The organism is Pseudoduganella namucuonensis (assembly GCF_900116645.1).
Taxonomy (GTDB): domain Bacteria; phylum Pseudomonadota; class Gammaproteobacteria; order Burkholderiales; family Burkholderiaceae_D; genus Rugamonas; species Rugamonas namucuonensis.
Genome location: NZ_FPBO01000004.1, coordinates 111463 through 130157, shown reverse-complemented (window position 1 = coordinate 130157; position 18695 = coordinate 111463). Strand labels below are relative to the sequence as shown.

The 18695-nt window shown below is 69.5% G+C and carries 14 protein-coding genes; 12 read left to right on the top strand and 2 right to left on the bottom strand.

Annotated elements, in window-relative coordinates; translation table 11 throughout:
* The first annotated feature begins 81 nt into the window (after positions 1 to 81).
* The 3 genes from BM436_RS38450 to BM436_RS06135 all read left to right on the top strand — a co-directional run bounded on the left by BM436_RS38450 (position 82) and on the right by BM436_RS06135 (position 7866).
* Complete coding sequence (locus BM436_RS38450; RefSeq protein ID WP_143132991.1) at positions 82 to 3342, top strand: response regulator; 3261 nt, start codon at positions 82 to 84, stop codon at positions 3340 to 3342.
* Positions 3339 to 5573, top strand: coding sequence for a sensor histidine kinase (locus BM436_RS06140; protein ID WP_229489201.1), 2235 nt, complete (start codon positions 3339 to 3341; stop codon positions 5571 to 5573). The genes BM436_RS38450 and BM436_RS06140 overlap by 4 nt, the downstream gene beginning before the upstream one ends.
* Positions 5574 to 5655: 82 nt before the next feature.
* Positions 5656 to 7866 (top strand): GGDEF/EAL domain-containing response regulator, encoded by a 2211-nt coding sequence (locus tag BM436_RS06135; protein ID WP_093554598.1) that lies wholly within the window; start codon positions 5656 to 5658, stop codon positions 7864 to 7866.
* 27 nt (positions 7867 to 7893) lie between these two features.
* Here BM436_RS06135 and BM436_RS06130 read toward each other — a convergent pair whose 3' ends face one another.
* Positions 7894 to 8940: an RNA-guided endonuclease InsQ/TnpB family protein gene (locus tag BM436_RS06130; RefSeq protein WP_093554596.1), complete on the bottom strand. Its 1047-nt coding sequence runs from the start codon at positions 8938 to 8940 to the stop codon at positions 7894 to 7896.
* A gap of 161 nt (positions 8941 to 9101) precedes the next feature.
* On the opposite strand from BM436_RS06130, the gene BM436_RS06125 reads away from it, so the two are divergent.
* The 5 genes from BM436_RS06125 to BM436_RS38445 all read left to right on the top strand — a co-directional run bounded on the left by BM436_RS06125 (position 9102) and on the right by BM436_RS38445 (position 13938).
* Positions 9102 to 10883, top strand: coding sequence for a DUF885 domain-containing protein (locus BM436_RS06125; RefSeq protein ID WP_093554594.1), 1782 nt, complete (start codon positions 9102 to 9104; stop codon positions 10881 to 10883).
* Between the two features lie 208 nt (positions 10884 to 11091).
* Positions 11092 to 11322 (top strand): hypothetical protein, encoded by a 231-nt coding sequence (locus BM436_RS36950; RefSeq protein WP_093554592.1) that lies wholly within the window; start codon positions 11092 to 11094, stop codon positions 11320 to 11322.
* 105 nt (positions 11323 to 11427) lie between these two features.
* On the top strand, positions 11428 to 12156 hold the full coding sequence (locus tag BM436_RS06115; RefSeq protein WP_093554590.1) for a MotA/TolQ/ExbB proton channel family protein: 729 nt from the start codon (positions 11428 to 11430) through the stop codon (positions 12154 to 12156).
* Positions 12146 to 12568, top strand: a complete 423-nt coding sequence (locus BM436_RS06110; RefSeq protein ID WP_093554588.1) for an ExbD/TolR family protein — start codon at positions 12146 to 12148, stop codon at positions 12566 to 12568. Before BM436_RS06115 ends, BM436_RS06110 begins: the two co-directional genes overlap by 11 nt.
* A complete protein-coding gene (locus tag BM436_RS38445; protein ID WP_093554586.1) occupies positions 12568 to 13938 on the top strand; it encodes a hypothetical protein in 1371 nt (456 codons plus the stop codon). The genes BM436_RS06110 and BM436_RS38445 overlap by 1 nt, the downstream gene beginning before the upstream one ends.
* An 8-nt stretch (positions 13939 to 13946) precedes the next feature.
* On the opposite strand, the gene BM436_RS06100 is transcribed toward BM436_RS38445, so the two are convergent.
* Positions 13947 to 15257: a cation:proton antiporter gene (locus BM436_RS06100; RefSeq protein WP_093554584.1), complete on the bottom strand. Its 1311-nt coding sequence runs from the start codon at positions 15255 to 15257 to the stop codon at positions 13947 to 13949.
* 188 nt (positions 15258 to 15445) lie between these two features.
* On the opposite strand from BM436_RS06100, the gene BM436_RS06095 reads away from it, so the two are divergent.
* Genes BM436_RS06095 through ureC form a run of 4 tightly spaced genes read left to right on the top strand, consistent with a single transcriptional unit; the run spans position 15446 to position 18692 of the window.
* The gene (locus BM436_RS06095; protein WP_093554582.1) at positions 15446 to 16300 is read left to right on the top strand and encodes an urease accessory protein UreD; all 855 of its coding nucleotides are present in this window, start codon (positions 15446 to 15448) and stop codon (positions 16298 to 16300) included.
* A 26-nt stretch (positions 16301 to 16326) separates the two neighbouring features.
* Positions 16327 to 16629: an urease subunit gamma gene (locus BM436_RS06090; protein ID WP_093554580.1), complete on the top strand. Its 303-nt coding sequence runs from the start codon at positions 16327 to 16329 to the stop codon at positions 16627 to 16629.
* A 34-nt stretch (positions 16630 to 16663) separates the two neighbouring features.
* On the top strand, positions 16664 to 16990 hold the full coding sequence (locus BM436_RS06085; protein ID WP_093554578.1) for an urease subunit beta: 327 nt from the start codon (positions 16664 to 16666) through the stop codon (positions 16988 to 16990).
* 1 nt (position 16991) lies between these two features.
* Positions 16992 to 18692: an urease subunit alpha gene (gene ureC, locus BM436_RS06080; protein ID WP_093554576.1), complete on the top strand. Its 1701-nt coding sequence runs from the start codon at positions 16992 to 16994 to the stop codon at positions 18690 to 18692.
* The last annotated feature ends 3 nt before the right edge of the window (positions 18693 to 18695 follow it).

The window sequence follows — 18695 nt, the reverse complement described above, 5'->3', positions numbered from 1 at the left end:
CCCCGGGTTAAACTTATCATCTGCTAGTGGCGCGGACTTGGCGGCGCCGCGCTCCCCCCCGCTAATCTCATCGGCATGGACATGGCTACAGCGACAACGACAGCATCCGGCGCCGCGGCGCGCGCTCCGGGCGCGCGCCTGCTGGCGGCCTGCGCGCTGGCGCTGGCCGCCGCCTCGCCGCCGCCGGGGGGCGCGCGGGCGGCGCCCATCGCGGCCCCGCTCATGGCCCCCATCATGGCTTCCATTCCTGCCTCCGCGACACCCAGCCCCTCCACCCCAGTCCATCCAGTCCCCCCCGCCCCCGCAGCCACCATCGCCACCACCGCCACCGCCACCGTCGGCAACCCCGCCCTCGCGGGCAAGCGCATCCTGCTGCTCAATTCCTACGGCTACGGGCGTCCCGGCGTGGACGCGGCCATCCGGAGCTACGCCTCGGCGATGACGGCGCGCGGCGTCGGCGCGGAAAACCTGATGGTGGAATACCTGAACCTGAACCGCAACAGCGGCCCGGACGCCCAGCGCCGCCGCCGCGAACTGCTGGAGCTGCAGTACGGCGCCCAGCCGCCGGACCTGATCGTGGCGCTGCAGGAGCCCACGCTCAACTACGCGCTGGACGAGCTGCGGGGCATGGCGCCGGGCGCGCCCGTGCTGTCGGACGAGCAGGCGCCCATCCCCGCGCGCCAGGCCGGCCAGCGCCGGGTGGCGATCCAGCTGATGGCGCCGGACCTGCCGGGCACCATGGCGCAGGCGCTGCGGCTGCTGCCGGCCACGCGCCGCGTGGTGATCGCGGTGGGCGTGGGCGGCGCGGACCAGGCCTTCAAGCGCGCCGCGCAACTGGCGCTGGCGCCGTGGCGGGACCGGCTGGCGATCGAATACACGGACGGCATGAGCTTCGCCGCCATGCGCGGCTACGTGGCGCGCCTGCCGGCCGGCACGGTGCTGGTGCACGGCACCACCAACCGCGACGTGGACGGCGCCGCCGTCTCCAACTACGAGTTCGCGCTGGCGCTGACGGCCGCCTCCAGCGTGCCCGTGTTCGCGCTGTACGACACCGGCGTCGGCCTCGGCATGCTGGGCGGCTCGGTGCGCCACCTGGGGCGCGAGGCGGAGCGCCTGGCCGCGTATTCGGCGGCGCTGCTGGACGGCAGCCTGGCCCTGGCGCGGCCGGTGACGGCGCTGCCGTCGGCCCCGGTGCTGATGTACGACTGGCAGCAACTGCGGCGCTGGCGCATCGACCCGGCGCGGGTGGCGCCGGAGGCGCTGCTGATCAACCGGCCGCCGTCGCCGTGGCAGCAGTACCGCGGCGAGATGCTGCTGACCGGCGCCGCCTTCGTGCTGCTGACCGCGATGCTGGCCGCGCTGCTGCTGCAGCGGCGCCGCCTGGCGCGCAGCGAGCAGCGCAGCCGCGAAAGCGAGGCGCGCTTCCGGGTGCTGGTGGAGCACGCGCCGGAGGCCATCATGGTGTACGACCTGGACCTGCGCCGCTTCGTGGACGCCAACAGCAAGGCCGAGCGCCTGTTCCATTACAGCCGCGCGGCGCTGATGGCGTCCGGGCCGGTGGCGCTGTATCCGCCCGAGCAGTTCGACGGCGTCACGCCGGAACACGCCATCCACGCCAACGGCGAGCGCGCCTGCGCCGGCGAGGACCTGGTGTTCGAGCGCACCGTGCGCGACGCGGCCGGCCGCGTCTTCCCGTGCGAGGTCAGCCTGGCCAGCCTGCCGACGGCGGGACGGCGCCTGGTGCGGGTCGGCTATGTCGACATCAGCGAGCGCAAACGCGCGCAGCGGGAGCTGCTGCGGCACCGCAACCACCTGGAGGAACTGGTGCAGCAGCGCACGGCGGCGCTGTCGGTGGCCGTGACGGACGCGCAGGCGGCCAACCGCGCCAAGAGCGTGTTCCTGGCCAATATGAGCCACGAGCTGCGCACGCCGCTCAATTCCGTGATCGGCTTCTCGCAGATGCTGGCCGATTCCACCACCATCGTCGACCAGGAAAAAAGCCACCTGGCCATCATCAACCGCTCCGGCCACCACCTGCTCACGCTGATCAACGACATCCTCGAACTGTCCAAGATCGAGGCGGGCCGGGTGCAGCTGCAACCGGGGCCGCTGGCGCTGGCGCCGCTGCTGCTGGAGGTGCTGGAAATGGTGCGGGTGCGCAGCGAGCAGGCCGGCGTGGCGCTGCGGCTGGAGTCGGGCGGCGTGCCGCCGCTGGTGCTGGCCGATGGCGCCAAGCTGCGGCAGGTGCTGCTCAACCTCTTGTCGAACGCGGTCAAGTTCGTCGAGCGCGGCAGCATCACGCTGTCGCTGCAAGGCGAGCCGCTGGCCGATGGCGGGACGCGGCTGGCGTTCGCCGTGCGCGACACCGGCGTGGGCATCGCGCCGGAGGACCAGCGGCGCATCTTCGAACCCTTCGTGCAGGCACACGGCGGCGCCGGCGGCGGCCTGTATGGGGGGCATGGCGGCACCGGCCTGGGGCTGGCCATCTCGCGCGAATTCGTGCGCCTGATGGGAGGCGAACTGCGGGTGGTGTCGGCGCCGGGCCAGGGGTCCTGCTTCAGCTTCGGCATCGCCGTCGCGGCGGCGACGGCGGAAGCTGGCACGCCGGCGTCGCCCGCGCCAGCGCGGCGCCGCGTGGCGGGCCTGCCGCCGGAGGAGCGGGGCCGCCTGATCCTGGTGGTGGACGACCACGCCGATTGCCGCGCGCTGCTGCGCGGCCTGCTCGAGCCGCTGGGCTTCCTGCTGGCCGAGGCCTGCGACGGCGCGGCCGCGCTGGCGGCCATCGCCAGCCTGGAGCCGGACCTGGTGCTGATGGACTGGCGCATGCCGGGCATGGACGGCCTGGCGCTGACGCGCTGGACGCGGAGCCAGCCGGAACTGAACCAGCCGCGCATCGTGATGCTGACCGCGTCCGCCTTCGAGGAGGATCGGCGCGAGGCGCTGGCGGCGGGCGCCGACGGCTTCCTGCGCAAGCCGGTCGAGCAGGACAAGCTGGTGGACATGCTGGCCGGGCAGCTGTCGCTGCATTTCATTTCGCACGCCTGCGACGAGGCGCCGCCGCCCGCGCCGCCGCCGTCTGCCGCCCAGCTGGCGCGGCTGCCGGCCGCCGCGCGGCGGGCGCTGATGCTGGCGGTGCGCGAGCTGGACGTCAAGCGGGCCTGCGGGCTGCTGGCCGACCTGGCGCCGCGCCAGCCCGAGCTGGCCGCCGGCCTGGCCGGCATGCTGGAGCGCCACGAGTACCTGCGGCTGTGGGAGCAGCTGCAGGCGGTGGCGCCGGGGGATGCGGACGCCGCCGCCGGGGCCGAGCTGGCGCCCGAGGCGGACGCCGGGAGCGGCCCGTGAGGCGCCGCGCCGCGCCGCCCTCCAGCCACGTGCCCCCGCGCCGCGCGCGCGGCGAGGTCTCGATCGCGCTGCTGGTCAGCGTGGCGCTGACGGCCGTGGTCACGGCGGTGCTGGCCGCGTTCGCGGTGTACTTCTATCAGAGCGAAAAGGCGCAGCGCTGGGACGAGCTGCGGCGCGGCCTGGCCGCCAGCGCGGACGAGCTGGCGGCCGCCGTCTCGCTGTCGGTGTGGAATTTCGACGAGGCGCAGATCGTCACCATCATGAAGAGCGGCTTGAGCAACCGGCGCCTGCACGCCAGCATGGTCACGCCGGTGGGCGGCGCCCATCCCTACATCCTGCTGCGCAACGAGGAGGGCCTGCTGGTCGGCAGCCCGGTGGCGCCGCAGGACGCCGGCCTGCTGGTCGAGCGGCGCCAGATGATGGTCGAGGGCCAGCGCATCGGCAGCATCACGCTGTACGCCTCGCCCGAGGCCCTGCTGGGCGAATTGCGCCAGCGCGCGACCGGCATCGTCGGCATGATCGTGGTGCTGGACCTGGTGCTGGTGGCGGGCCTGTACGCGGTGCTGTGGCACCTGATGCTGAAACCGGTGCAGGCCATCGGCCGCTACGCCGCCGACGTGGAGGCGGGCCTGAACCCGGGCGCGCAGCCGCCGCGCGCCTGGTTCTTCGGCGAGCTGAAACGGCTGTACGCCACCATCCGCGAGATGGTGGCGCTGCTGGACCAGCGCTACCAGGCCATCCAGGCCAACGAGCAGCGGCTGCGGATCGCCACCCGCGCGGCCGGCATCGGCATCTGGGACTGGAACATCCAGACCGGCGTGGCCGAATGGGACGACCAGATGTTCCGCCTGTACGGCGCCACGCGCGCCGGCGTGGCCTCGCCGCTCCAGCTGTGGCTGGACCAGCTGCATCCCGAGGACGCCGAGCGCGCCCAGGCCTCGCTGCGGCGCGCGCTGGAGGGCGCGGGCGACATGGCCGACGAGTTCCGCATCGTGTGGCCGGACGGCTCGGTGCACCATATCCAGGTCGACGCCATGCTGTTCCGCGACGCCGCCGGCCAGCCGGCGCGCATGGTGGGCGTGAACTACGACATCACCGCGCACAAACTGGCGCAGCAGGAACTGCGGCGCCACCGCCACCACCTGGAGGACCTGGTGGCCGACCGCACCGAGGCCCTGTCGGTGGCGGTGACGCAGGCGCAGGCGGCCAACCGCGCCAAGAGCGTGTTCCTGGCCAATATGAGCCACGAGCTGCGCACGCCGCTGCATTCGGTGATCGGCTTCTCGCGCCTGATGGCCGACGCCGGGCATATGCTGCCCGAGGAGCGCCGCAACCTGGGCATCATCCACGGCTCCGGCCAGCACCTGCTGGCGCTGATCAACGACATCCTGGAGCTGTCGCGCATCGAGGCCGGCCGCTCGCGGCTGCAGCCCGAGCCGCTGCCGTTGCCGGAAATGCTGCAGGAGGTGGTGGACATGGTCAGCATCCGCGCGCGCCAGGCCGGCCTGGCGCTGCGGCTGGACTGCCAGGACCTGCCGGCCCGGGTGCTGATCGACGGCACCAAGCTGCGCCAGGTGCTGTTGAACCTGATGTCGAACGCGGTCAAGTTCAGCAGCGACGGGCTGGTCACGCTGCGGGCGCGCGCCGAGCATGTCCACGGCGATGGCGATGGAGGTGGCCCCGGCGGCTGGCGGCTGGCGTTCGCGGTCATCGACACCGGGCCGGGCATCGCCCCGGCCGACCAGCAACGCATTTTCGAGCCCTTCGTGCAGGCCGGCGCCGACCCCCACAGCGGCGCGCGCGAGGGCACCGGCCTGGGGCTGGCCATCTCGCGCGAGTTCGTGCAGCTGATGGGCGGAACCTTGACGGTGGAGTCCGCGCCGGGCGAGGGCGCGGCGTTCCGCTTCACCGTGCCGGCCCGGCCGCTGGCGGCGGACCGGGAGGCGCACGCGTCCCGGGCCGCGCCGGCGGGCGGCGCCGCGCATGGCGGCGCGCCGCCACCGCCGCTGACGGCCGCGCAGCTGGAACGGCTGCCGGCCGCGCTGCGCGTCCCCTTGCACGAGGCCGTGCGCCAGTTGAACCTGGCCCAAGTGGCCGCGCTGCTGGCGGCGCTGCCGCCGGAGCTGGCCGACGTGGTGGCCGGCATCGAGGCGATGCTGGCGCAGCACGCCTATCCGCAATTGTGCGCGCTGCTGCAGGAGCGGGGCCGCAACGTGAAGGAGCAGGCATGAGCCGGATGGCGGCGCGTCCCGGCCCTTGGGGCGGCGTCGAATATATGGTAGCGTGGCGGGATTGCCAGTGGGCGGAAAGGACATGATGCGGGCGGACCAAGCAAGCAAGGGGGAAGTGCTGATCGTGGAGGACACGCCGGCCTCGCTGAAACTGTTGAGCGACCTGCTGACGGAGGCGGGCTACCACGTGCGCCAGGCCCCGAACGGCGAGCTGGCGCTGTGGACCGCGCAATCGCGTCCGCCCGAGCTGATCCTGCTGGACGTGCGCATGCCCGGCATCGACGGCTTCGAGGTGTGCCGCCGCCTGAAGGCGTCGCCCGACCTGCGCCACGTTCCCGTGATCTTCCTGTCCGCCCAGCACGACACCGACGACAAGGTGCGCGGCTTCGCCCTGGGCGGGGTCGACTTCATCGCCAAGCCCTTCCAGGCCGAGGAGATCCTGGCCCGCACCGACGCCCAGGTGCGGCTGGGCCGCGCGCAGCAGGCGCTGGCCGCCGAACGCGAGTCGCTGGAGCGGCGCGTGGCCGAGCGCACCGCCGAACTGGCGTCGCTGGCCGTGTCGCTGGAGGCCGAGGTGGAGCGCCGCCGCGCCAACGAGGACGCGCTGCGCCTGGCCAGCCAGGTGTTCAGCGCCGCGCAGGACGGCATCGTCATCACCGACGCCGCCGGCAACATCGTCGCCACCAACCCCGCCTTCAGCACCATCTCCGGCTACGCCGGCGAGGAAGTGGCGGGCCGGCACGTGACGTCGCTGCACACCGTGCAGCGCAACGCGGCCGTCTACGAGGGCATGATGCGCAGCCTGGCCTCGCACGGCCACTGGTCCGGCGAGCTGCTGGCGGTGCGCAGGAACGGCGCCACCTATCCCGGCCTGCTCAGCGTGTCGTCCGTGGCGGGCGCCGGCGGCGTGGTGGAGAACTACATCGTGGTGATCATGGACATCACCGAGCGCAAGGCCGAGCAGCACCTGATCGACTTCCTGTCCTATTACGACGCGCTGACCGGCCTGCCCAACCGCGAGCAGGCGCGCCGGGACTTCGGCGAGGCGCTGGCGGCGCGCCGCGACGGCCAGTGCGTGGCGGTGCTGTGCCTGGACCTGGACCGCTTCAAGAGCGTCAACGACTCCTACGGCCCGCTGGTGGCGGACCAGGCGCTGAAGGCGGTGGCGCGCTTCCTGCGCGGCTGCGTGCGCGAGGGCGACGTGGTGTCGCGCCAGGGCGGCGACGAGTTCCTGGTCATCGTGCCGGACGACGCCCGCTGCAGCGCCACCATCGCCATCGCCGACGCCATCCTGGGCGGCCTGCGCGACGGGCTGCAGATCGAGGGGCAGACCATCTCGCTGAGCACCAGCATCGGCATCGCCGTCAGCCCCGGCGACGGCGACACGCTGGACGAACTGCTGCGCCACGCCGACACGGCGCTGTACCGCGCCAAGGAGACGGGGCGCGACAGCTACGCCTTTTTCACCGAGCGCATGGACGCCGACCTGCGCGGCAAGCTGGCCATGCAGGCGCAGCTGCGCGGCGCCATCCTGCACCCTGGGCGCGGCGAATTCGCGGTCCACTACCAGCCGCAGGTGTGCCTGCGCACCGGCGCCATGCTGGGCGCGGAGGCGCTGCTGCGCTGGGACAATCCGGTGCTGGGCAAGGTGCCGCCCAACCGCTTCATCCCGCTGGCCGAGGAATACGGCCTGACCAACGCCATCGGCGTGTGGGTGCTGGAGACGGTGTGCGCGCAGATCCGGCAGTGGCGGGACGAGGGCCTGGGCCAGGTGAAGGTGGCGGTCAACCTGTCCGGGAGCCAGTTCGCGCACGACAGCACGGTGCCCGTGGTGGAGGGCCTGCTGCGCCGGCACGGCATCGCCGCCGCCAGCCTGGGGCTGGAAATCACCGAGGGCACGGTGATGGGCGACCCTGACAAGGCGGTGGAGGCGCTGCGGCGGCTGAAGGACATCGGCGTCGCCATTTCGCTGGACGACTTCGGCACCGGCTATTCGTCGCTGGCCTATCTGAAGCGCTTCCCGATCGACGTGCTGAAGATCGACAAGTCCTTCGTGGACGACGTGACCGCCAAGGCCAGCGACGCGGCCATCGCGCTGTCGGTGATCTCGCTGGCCCACAACCTGAACATGCGCGTCATCGCCGAGGGCGTGGAAACGCGCGAGCAAGTCGACTTCCTCGCGGCGCACGGCTGCGACGAGATGCAGGGTTATTACTACAGCCGCCCCCTGGAGGCGGCCGCTTTCACCACGCTGCTGCGCCACAAGCGCCCCTTGCAGCTGTCCGACACCTAAAAGGAGAGTCTTGACGTCCTCTCCGCCCTAAAGGGCGGAGATTCCTACAGCTAGCGTCGCACGTCCGCGACGGAGAATGTTTAACGCGGCATTGAGATCACGATCATGTTCGGCACCGCAATCGCTGCATCGCCATTCCCTTACTCCAAGGTCCGCGATACCTCTCGGCCTGGACTCCGGCAACGTGCCGCAGTTCGAGCAAACCTGGGTGGTGAAACGTTCGTCCACTTCCTCGAACCAGGCGCCATGCCTAACGGCCTTGTACGCCAGTTGATTACGGAAGGACGACCAGCCCGCGTCCAGCACCGACTTCGCCATGCGGGTTTTGGCCAGCGCGGCGGCCTGGACATTGCCGACCACGATGTAGTCGAAGTCGCGCACCATGCGGGTGGAACACTTGTGAAGGAAATCGCGCCGGCGATTGGCGATCTTGGCGTGGATGGCGGTTACCCGCCGCCGCTTGCGGGCGCGCTGCGCCACCGCCAGCGCCGCTTCGGCTTCGCGGTAAATCCGTGGCGCTTCGATTTTTTCGCCATTGGACAGTGTGGCCAATTCCTTCAGGCCCAGATCGATGCCAACCCCACGCACCGGCGTCCTTGCGGGCGGCTCCGCGACTTCCAGCACGATGTTCAGAAACCAGTTGCCACGGCGGTCGCGGGAAAAGTTGGTGCCGTCCAGGATTTTCCCTTCCGGCAGCGGTCGCGAGTAAAACACGCGGAAGGTGTCGCCGGCGAAGCGGAAGGCATTGCCTTCCCGCTTCAACTCGCGGCCCTTGAGCGGCACCCAACCCAGCGATTTCCGGCTCCGGAAGCGCAGGTAGGGACGATGCGACTGGCTGCGCGACTTGGCGTACTGCTGGCACACGTCGTTGACCGTGCCGGAATGCAGTCCAAGCTCATTGCTGCAGCCGGTGGTCAGTTTGATCAGGTCGAAGCCGGAGTGCCAGCGGCGGTTGAAGCGCAGCGCGTCCTTCTGCCTTTCGTTGCAGTAGTTCCAAACGAAGTTGACCGCCCGCGCCTGCTGGTTCAGCAGGCCGGCCAACGACTTCACACGATAACGGTAGACCAGTTTCATGCTTGTTTGACCAGCAGAGCTGGAACTGGTTCCCATTTTAATCTATGCGAGTTCGGCGGCTCCCGGCATGACTTTCCACAGGGCCCGAATTGCCATGCAATTCGCCGTCGGCTCCTTTCACTCCCCGTCCTGAAGGACGAGGTTTCTCGGAGCAAAATCAGATGAAGAAATCCAGCGCTGCCATCGCAGGCGCGTGCATCATCTTTGCCGCGGCCGTTCCATCCCACGCCGCCCCGGCCGCCGCCAAGGCCGCCACCAGGGCCGAAGCCCGCTTCAAATCCCTGTACACCGAGGAATGGGCCTGGCGCCTGAGGCAGCGCATGGAGGACGAGGAGGACGACGTCCATGGCAACGGCATCCGTCCCAGCCTGCCGCGGGTGGACCCCGCCACCCAGCAGGCGCGTCTGGACTACTGGCGCAACGTCATGAGGCGGCTGGACGCGATCGCGCCGGCCAGCCTGTCCGCCGGGGAGCGCATCAACTACGCCGTCTACCGCGCGCAAATCGCCGCGCTGATCGACAACCAGCGCTTCCGCGAATACGAAAAACCGCTCAACGCCGATTCCGCGTTCTGGTCCAACATGGCCGGCGACGCGCGCAAGACCTTCCGCACGGCCGCCGAATACGGCGCCTACGTGGCGCAGCTGAACGACGTGCCGCGCTACTTCCGCGACGAGATCGCCAACATGCGGGCGGGCTTGAAGCGCGGCTTCACGCCGCCCAGGGTCACGCTGGCCGGGCGCGACGGCTCGATCGCCGCCGTCACCGGGGAAAAGGATCCGCAAAAGCTGGTCTTCTACAAACCCTTCCGCGAGATGCCGGCCTCCATCCCCGCCGACGAACAGGCGCGCTTGCGCGAGGCGGCGCTGAAGGCCATCCGCGAGGCCGTGGTGCCCGCGCACGAGGAACTGCTCGAGTTCATGCGCGCCGAATACATCCCCGGCGCCACCGAGGCGCTGGCCGCCGAGAGCCTGCCGGACGGGAAGGCCTACTACCAGTCCAAGATCGCCGAATTCACCACCACCGCGATGAGCGCGGAGCAGATCCACCAGACCGGCTTGGCCGAGATGGCCAAGATCCGCGCCGAGATGCTGGACGTGATGCGGCAGGTGAAATTCGAGGGCGACCTGCCGGCCTTCCTCCAGTTCCTGCGCACCGACCCGCGCTTCTACGCCAAGACGCCGGAAGAGCTGCTGATGCGCGCCGCCCACATCGCCAAGCGCTTCGACGGCAAGGTCGGCGACTACTTCGGCTACTTGCCGCGCAAGCGCTTCGCCATCATCCCGGTGCCGCCGGAGCAGGCGCCGTTCTACACCTCGGGCCGCGGCGGCCCCGGCGTCTACCTGGTCAACACCTACAACCTGCCGGCGCGCGCGCTCTACAGCCTGCCCGCGCTGACCTTGCACGAATCGGCGCCCGGCCACGCCTTCCAGATGCCTATCGCGCTGGAGCAAAAGGGTAGGCCGGCGTTCCGCAAGGCCTACATCTCCGCCTACGGCGAGGGCTGGGCGCTGTACACGGAGCGGCTGGGCGCGGAGATGGGCATGTACGAGACGCCGTACGAGGTGTTCGGCATGCTGAGCTACCAGGCGTGGCGCGCGTCGCGGCTGGTGGTCGACACCGGCGTGCACGCCAAGGGCTGGACCCGCGAGCGGGCGCAGGCCTACCTGCACGACAACACCGCCCTGTCCGCGCACGAGATCGAAACGGAGGTGGACCGCTACATCTCCTGGCCGGGCCAGGCGCTGTCCTACTACCTGGGCGAGATGGCCATCGTCGAGGCGCGCAAGCGGGCCGAGGCCGCGCTGGGCGCCAGGTTCGACATCCGCGCCTTCCACGACACGGTGCTGAACCTGGGCTCGGTGCCGCTGCCGGTGCTGCGGACGCGCATCGACGACTTCATCGCGGAAGGGGGCAAGAGCCCCTATCCGAAAGAGGACTGAGAAGAGAACTGAGAACAGGACCGGCCTCGCGCCGCCTCATTTCGTGTTCGGCGCCAGTGGCGTGGCCGGGCTGGCGGCGCAGGGCGGCCTGAATTGTCCTGAACATCTTTTCGGATCGTGTCCGCGCGTCATTGCCGGCGCTGGCGGGAGCGGACGCGGCGCTTCCGGTACACTAGCCGTCATGGCGTGAATTTTCGGAGAATGGAAAATGTCTGACAAGATAGTGCACCGGGGCGTGGCCATCGTGACGCTGGCCGACGGCGACCTGATGCTGGAACACTGCAAGCCGCACGACATCGCGATCCGCCAGGACGCGTCGGGCTGGTGGACCTACTTCGTCGGCGAGAACGGCGAGGTGGACGGCTACGACGAGGCCTTCCCCAGCCGCGACCAGGCCATCTGGGCCGCCAAGGCCGCCGCCGAGTTCGGCGAGGGGTGATGTCGTTTTGGATATCGCGCTTGCGGAAAAAATTATTGCTTGGGCCGGCCTCTCGGGTGTCAGAATTGCAATGAGATAAGCCACGCCGCAACGCGGCCCCGACTCATGCAAAAATCACTCGCGATTGTCCCGCTGGCCATGATGGCGGCGCTGCCCGGCGCGGCGTTCGCCGCCGAGCTCGATGTGATGGAACAATTCCAGGAGGGCGGCCTGGCCCTGGTCGCCATCCTGGCGCTGTCCATCCTGTTCCTGGCCGTGGCGATAGAGCGCCTGGTGCATTTCCGCGCCAGGCGCGTCGTCCCCGAGGGGCTGGCCGACGCCGTCATGCCCATGTGGGCGGCCAACGACTTCGCGGGTATCCAGCGGGCGCTGGAGCAGCAGGACAGCACGCTGGCGCGCGTGATCCAGTTCATCGTCGCGCACCGGCACCACGATTTCGCCCGCGTCAGCGGCGGCGCGGCGGATATCGCGTCGCTGGAGTTGCGCCATCACCAGCAAAAGTTCTACGCGCTGTCCATCGTGGCGACGGTCGCCCCCATCGTCGGCCTGCTGGGCACCGTGGTCGGCATGATAGAGGCCTTCCACGTGATCGCCTACGCCGAGGGCATGGGCAACCCCGCGCTGCTGGCGGGGGGTATTTCCAAGGCGCTGGTCAACACCGCGTCCGGCCTGTGCGTGGCGCTGCCGGCGCTGGCCATGCACCACTTCCTGAGGAACCGCACCGCCTTTCTCGGCCTCGCCTTGGAGAAGGAGACCAACAAGCTGCTGAACGCGTGGTTCCCGCCGCGCGTGGCCGGACCGCAGAACCTGCAAGTGGTGAACCATGCGCATTGAGCTGGGCCATGAGGAGCCGCCGGAGATCGGCCTGATCGCCCTGATCGACTGCATCTTCTTCCTGCTGATGTTCTTCATGATCGCCACCTCCTTCAAGCAGGACAAGCAGCAGAAGCAGGACAAGGAATTGCCGGTGACGCTGCCCACCGCCCAGGCCAGCCTGGCCATCAATGGCGCCGCCGGCGCGCCGCTGGTGATCGGTGTCGACGCGAAGGGGAAAATCTACATCGACGGCGACAGGATGGGGGTGCAGGCATTCCATGATCGGCTGAAGAAGGAGGCGGCGGCCAATCCGCGGCGGCGCATACGCATCGATGGCGACCAGCGGGCCGAATACCAGCACATCGTGCGCGTCCTGGATCTGTGCCAGTTCGAGGGCTTCACCAACATCGCCATGCGTACGCGTAAGTGATGCGCACCTTGTTTTCCCTTCCGAGGCGGCATCCGTATCTGAGCGTTTCGCTGGCGGCGCACGCGGCGTTGCTGGCGCTGCTGTACCACTTCGGCACTTACCAGATCCAGCAGGCGGAGCTGCGGCAAGTCGACGCCAGCCATCAACTGGCCAGCCATGCCAACATGCGCAAGCGCGTGACGGACATGGAGCGCATCAAGGAGTTGATGCGGCAGAGTATGGGAGAGGAACAAGGCGCCGCCGCCGAGGAACCGCGCTTCGACGCGACGTCGGCGCCGGAGGACAAGAAGGAGCTGCTGGCGCTGGCGGAATCGCTGTCGAAGGAAATCGAGGCGATGGGCAGGCAGCTCAAGGCCGAGGAGTACGCGAAGCTGACCGGCGCGAAACAGCTTGAGGCGCCGGCACCGCCGGAGGCGCCGATTCCGGCCCCGGGCGACGCCGCCGCCACGGCCGACGCCCGTATCGCCGCCCTCGAAAAAAGCGCGCGCGATGTGCTGTCGCAGCGCCAGCGCCAGCTTGAGCGGCAGGAGCGGGGCGTGCCGGTGAATGGCGGGCGAAGCGAGGGCGAGGGCGGGCATGGCGCCGGCGGTGGCCGGGACGGAAGCGGAACCGCTGGAGCGGGAACCCCCGGAACCGGCGCTGGAACCGGAAACGGCGGCGGTTCGGGCACCGGGTCCGGCATTGGGCAACGCATCGCCGCTTTCGTCAACCGTGACCTTCCCTCGCGGAACCATGCCTCCGGCCGCTACGGCGGCTCCGGCCCGGAACTGTTCGACCGCGGCGTGGGCCACATGTCCGCGGTGTCCGAGGCCGGCATGCGCAAGGGCGCCGGACGCAAGCTGGGTGCGGGGGGCGAGTTCGCCAACCGCCTCTTTGTGAACAGCTGGTACATCATCGGCCCGTTCGAGGGCAAGCATGGACGAGGCATGTTCGCCACCGACAGCTATCCGCCGGAGCGGGCCGTGATCCTGGACGCGGCCTATGATGGCAAGGACGGCCGCGTGCTTCGCTGGCGCTACGTGGAGACGCCAAGCTATCCGCTGGTGCCGCCGGATTCGGCGGAGGACAGCGTCTACTACGGCTACACGGAATTGATGTTCGACGAGGCGCAAGACCTGGCCGCGTGGATAGGCGCCGATGACGACGTCCAGGTATGGGTCAACGACCAGAAGGTCTGGGCGGGCGGCAACGTCAACAAGCTATGGTTTTTCAACCAGGTCTACGACACGCAAAACAATTTCGTGCCGACCTACAACCTTTCCGAAGGCAAGGTGCCGGTGCGTTTCAGGAAGGGCCGCAACAAATTGTTCTTCAAGCTGTCCAACGGCCCGACCCGGGTGTTCTTTTCGATGGTGCTGACGCCGCTGTAGCCCGCCGCCTACGTCGGCCAGAAGCGGTCGAACAGCGGTTTCACGCTGGTGCCGTGCACGACGATGGACAGCATGATGACCACCAGCGTGATGTCGATCAGGTCGCGCGCCAGCGCGGGCGGCAGGCCGTGGTTGACCGCGTACATCAGGTAGTACACGGAGCCGATGCCGCGCACGCCGAACCAGGCGGTGATGCCGCGCACGCGGCCCCGCGCGGCCGAGCCGGCCAGGCCCAGCATCACGCTCAGCGGCCGCGCCACCACGAACAGGAACAGCGCCGTGCCCCAGCCGCGCCAGTCCCATGAATGCGTGTTGACCGCCGCGCCCAGCAGCAGCACCAGCGTCAGTTCCGACAACCGTTCCAGGTGTTCCTTGAAGATCAGCGACTCGCCGCTGACGGTGAGCGGGATCTCGCTGCCGTCCTCCGCGCGGGCGGTGCCGGCGCTGGCGCCGCCGCCGCTGGGCGGTATCGCCTCGCGCAAGCCGTGCTTGTCCTTGGGCATGCCGGCCAGCTTCAATTCCGTCTGCCGCAGCGCCACGCCGGCGAAGAACACCGCCAGGAAGCCCCAGGAATGCAGCGAGGCGCTGAGGCCGTAGACCACCGCGATCAGGCCCAGCCCGACGAGGTCGTCCAGCACCTCGTGGCGCGGGTCCTTGCCGCGCAGCGCCCAGCCCAGCCGCGCCAGCAGGGCGCCGCCCGCGATGCCGATCAGCACCGCGCTGGACGTGGCCCACAGCACGTCGACCAGCACCCAGCGCCAGCCGAATTCGCCCAGTTCGTGCAGGCCCAGCAGGCCCAGGCCCAGCATCACCAGCGGGAAGGCGCTGCCGTCGTTCATGCCGGCCTCGCAGGTCAGGCCGAAGCGCAACTGGTCCTTGTCGCCCGCGTGGCGCACCTGCACGTCGGTGGCCAGCACCGGGTCGGTGGGGGCGAGGATGGCGCCCAGCAGTATCGCCGCGCCGACGGGCAGGCCCAGCACCAGCCAGCCGAAGGCGGCCATGATGCCGACCGACAGCGCCATCGACAGCCAGGCCAGCCGGATCGACGGCGCCCAGCGTTTCAGCGAGAACGGCACCGGCATTTTCACGCCGGCCGAGAACAGCGAGATCAGCACGGCCAACTCGGTCATCACCTCCAGCAGCTTGGCCTGCTTGAGCGGATCGACGGAAAACACGCCCAGCACGGCGGGCCCCAGGAACAGGCCGACGCCCAGGTAGACGATGGCCGAGGTGACGGGCAGCCGCGACAGCGTGGTGGCGGCGAGGCCGCGCGCCAGCATCAGGCAACCGATCAGTATGAACCAATGGTATGTACTCATGTTGCTGGACTATACGCGGTGTTGGCCGGCGGCAGCGCGCCGTATTTGTCGGCGCCGCCAGTCGTGCGCCACATCGGTGCGCCCGCGCCGTTTTGGTGCGCGTCATGGCGCGCAATGGACCGAATTATCACGCGGCCGCTGGCACGCGTCTTGCTGGATAAAACCCATCATTACTCCTTGCACCATTCATGCCCGACTGTACCGTCATCCGCGACCCGCAAGCCAGCTCCGGCCATGGCGCCTGGCAGGCCAGCCTCGTCCTCGGTTTCGCCGACGACGCGGGCACGACACGCCTGGTCGAGCGCCGCCACGCCGGTCCGCTGCGGGTGCAGAAGCCGCTGTATCCGGAGGGACCGGAAACCTGCCACGCCATCGTCGTCCATCCGCCCGGCGGCGTGGTCGGCGGCGACCAGCTGGAGTTGACGGCGCGCGCCGGCGAGCGGGCCCGGGCTTTCCTGACCACGCCCGGCGCGGCCAAGTGGTACAAGGCCAATGGCAAGGTCTCGCGCCAGCGCGTGACGCTGGAGGCCGCCGCGGGCGCGGCCATCGAGTGGATGCCGCAGGAGACCATTTTCTTCGACAACGCCCACGTGGAGCTGGACCACGACGTGCTGCTGGCCGCCGACGCCAGCTATCTCGGCTGCGAGATCCTGTGCATGGGCCGCCGCGCGTCCGGCGAGTCGTTCACGGGCGGGCGGGTGGCGCAGCGCACCCGCATCCGCCGCGGCGGCAAGCTGTTGTGGTGGGAGCAGGGCGCGCTGACCCCGCGGGCCGTCGCCAGCCCGCTGGGCCTGGCCGGCCGCAGCGTGAGCGCCACCCTGATCGCGGCCGGCGCCGCGCTGCCGGCGGCCGTGCTGGCCGAGCTGCGCGCGCTCAGCGACGACCCGCTGTTCGGCGCCACCCAGATGAGGCAACTGCTGTGCGTGCGCCTGCTGGGCGACGACAGCGAGGCCGCGCGCGAACTGATGCTGGCGGCCTGGCGCATCGTGCGGCCCCACCTGCTGGGCCGCCCGGCGTTCGAACCGAGAAGCTGGCGCACCTGACGGCGCCCCTGGACACAAGGAAGACCATGGACCTGACACCACGCGAAAAAGACAAGCTGCTGATATTCACCGCCGGCCTGCTGGCCGAGCGGCGCCGCGCGCGCGGCCTGAAACTGAACTACCCGGAGGCGGTGGCGCTGATCAGCGCCGCCATCATGGAGGGCGCGCGCGACGGCAAGACCGTGGCCGAGCTGATGTCCGAAGGCACGCGCATCCTGGCCCGCGCCGACGTGATGGAGGGCGTGCCCGAAATGATCCCCGACATCCAGGTCGAAGCCACATTCCCGGACGGCAGCAAGCTGGTGACCGTCCACCATCCGATACCCTGAATACGTTTTATCAGCAAGAAAGAAGGAGCACATCATGACCCCTGGTGAATACTTGCTCGAGGAAGGCGAAATCGGCCTCAACACAGGCCGCGAAACCGTCTCCGTCGTCGTCGCCAACCGCGGCGACCGTCCCATCCAAGTTGGATCGCATTTCCATTTCTTCGAAGTGAACACCGCGCTCGCCTTCGAGCGCTGGAAGGCCTACGGCATGCGGCTGAACATCGCCGCCGGCACCGCCGTGCGCTTCGAGCCCGGCCAGCAGCGCACCGTGGAACTGGTGAAGCTCAGCGGCGACCGCGAGGTCTACGGCTTCAGCGGCGCCGTCAACGGCAAACTGCAAGACAACCCACCCAAATCCTGACATGGCATCCATCCCCCGCGCAGCGTACGCAGAAATGTACGGTCCCACCACCGGGGACCGCATCCGCCTGGCCGACACCGAGCTCTTCATCGAGATCGAGCGGGACCACGCGATCTACGGTGAGGAGGTGAAGTTCGGCGGCGGCAAGGTGATCCGCGACGGCATGGGCCAGTCGCAGCGCCCGCACGCCGAGGTGATGGACACCGTCATCACCAACGCGGTGATCCTGGACCACTGGGGCATCGTCAAGGCCGACATCGGCCTGAAGAACGGCCTGATCGCCGCCATCGGCAAGGCCGGCAACCCGGACATCCAGCCCGGCGTGACGATGGCCATCGGCGCGGCCACCGAGATCATCGCCGGCGAGGGCCTGATCGTCACCGCCGGCGGCATCGACTCGCACATCCACTTCATCTGCCCGCAGCAGATCGAGGAAGCCTTGATGAGCGGCGTGACCACCATGCTGGGCGGCGGCACCGGCCCGGCGGTGGGCACCGCCGCCACCACCTGCACGCCCGGCCCCTGGCACTTGCACGCCATGCTGTCGGCGGCCGACGCCTTCCCCATGAACCTGGGCTTCCTCGGCAAGGGCAACGTCAGCATGCCGCTGCCGCTGGAGGAGCAGATCCGCGCCGGCGCCATCGGCCTCAAGCTGCACGAGGACTGGGGCACCACGCCGGCCGCGATCGACAACTGCCTGTCCGTGGCCGAGCGCATGGACGTGCAGGTGGCCATCCACAGCGACACGCTGAACGAGGGCGGCTTCCTGGAGCACACGCTGGCCGCGTTCAAGGACCGCACCATCCACACCTTCCACACCGAAGGCGCGGGCGGCGGCCACGCGCCGGACATCATCGCGGCGGTCGGGCAGGGCAACGTGCTGCCCTCGTCGACCAATCCCACGCGCCCCTACACCGTCAACACGCTGGACGAGCACCTGGACATGCTGATGGTGTGCCACCACCTCGACCCCGCCATCGCCGAGGACGTGGCCTTCGCCGAATCGCGCATCCGCCGCGAGACCATCGCCGCCGAGGACATCCTGCACGACATCGGCGCGATCTCGATGATGTCGTCCGATTCGCAGGCCATGGGCCGCGTGGGCGAGGTCATCATGCGCACCTGGCAGACCGCGCACAAGATGAAGGTGCAGCGCGGCTCGCTGCCCGAGGACTCCTCGCGCAACGACAACTTCCGCGCCAAGCGCTACATCGCCAAGTACACCATCAACCCCGCCATCACGCACGGCGTCTCGCACGTGGTGGGCTCGCTGGAGGTGGGCAAGATGGCCGACATCGTGCTGTGGAAGCCGGCCTTCTTCGGCGTGAAGCCGTCGATGATACTGAAGGGCGGCATGATCGCCGCCGCGCAGATGGGCGACCCCAACGCCTCCATCCCGACGCCGCAGCCGGTGCATTACCGCCTGATGTTCGGCGCCTACGGCGGCGGCCTGCGCAAGTCCTGCACCTTCGTGTCGCAGGCCGCGTACGACGCCGGCATCGGCGATCAACTGCGCTTGAACAAGCCGACCATCGCGGTGAGGAATATGCGCACGCTGCGCAAGCGCGACATGATCCACAACGGCGCCACGCCGGTGATGGAGGTCGATCCCGAAACCTATGAAGTGCGCGCCGACGGCCAGTTGCTGGTCTGCGAGCCCGCGCTGGTGCTGCCGATGGCGCAGCGCTATTTCCTGTTCTGACGA

What these genes read in the sequence shown, in the direction of transcription:
- BM436_RS38445 (WP_093554586.1), top strand. Translation starts at nt 12,568, where the DNA reads ATGCGCACCTTGTTTTCCCTTCCGAGGCGGCATCCGTATCTGAGCGTT.
- BM436_RS06110 (WP_093554588.1), top strand. Translation starts at nt 12,146, where the DNA reads ATGCGCATTGAGCTGGGCCATGAGGAGCCGCCGGAGATCGGCCTGATC.
- BM436_RS06085 (WP_093554578.1), top strand. Translation starts at nt 16,664, where the DNA reads ATGACCCCTGGTGAATACTTGCTCGAGGAAGGCGAAATCGGCCTCAAC.
- BM436_RS06090 (WP_093554580.1), top strand. Translation starts at nt 16,327, where the DNA reads ATGGACCTGACACCACGCGAAAAAGACAAGCTGCTGATATTCACCGCC.
- BM436_RS06125 (WP_093554594.1), top strand. Translation starts at nt 9,102, where the DNA reads ATGAAGAAATCCAGCGCTGCCATCGCAGGCGCGTGCATCATCTTTGCC.
- ureC (WP_093554576.1), top strand. Translation starts at nt 16,992, where the DNA reads ATGGCATCCATCCCCCGCGCAGCGTACGCAGAAATGTACGGTCCCACC.
- BM436_RS06115 (WP_093554590.1), top strand. Translation starts at nt 11,428, where the DNA reads ATGCAAAAATCACTCGCGATTGTCCCGCTGGCCATGATGGCGGCGCTG.
- BM436_RS38450 (WP_143132991.1), top strand. Translation starts at nt 82, where the DNA reads ATGGCTACAGCGACAACGACAGCATCCGGCGCCGCGGCGCGCGCTCCG.
- BM436_RS36950 (WP_093554592.1), top strand. Translation starts at nt 11,092, where the DNA reads ATGTCTGACAAGATAGTGCACCGGGGCGTGGCCATCGTGACGCTGGCC.
- BM436_RS06100 (WP_093554584.1), bottom strand. Translation starts at nt 15,257, where the DNA reads ATGAGTACATACCATTGGTTCATACTGATCGGTTGCCTGATGCTGGCG.
- BM436_RS06130 (WP_093554596.1), bottom strand. Translation starts at nt 8,940, where the DNA reads ATGAAACTGGTCTACCGTTATCGTGTGAAGTCGTTGGCCGGCCTGCTG.
- BM436_RS06135 (WP_093554598.1), top strand. Translation starts at nt 5,656, where the DNA reads ATGATGCGGGCGGACCAAGCAAGCAAGGGGGAAGTGCTGATCGTGGAG.
- BM436_RS06095 (WP_093554582.1), top strand. Translation starts at nt 15,446, where the DNA reads ATGCCCGACTGTACCGTCATCCGCGACCCGCAAGCCAGCTCCGGCCAT.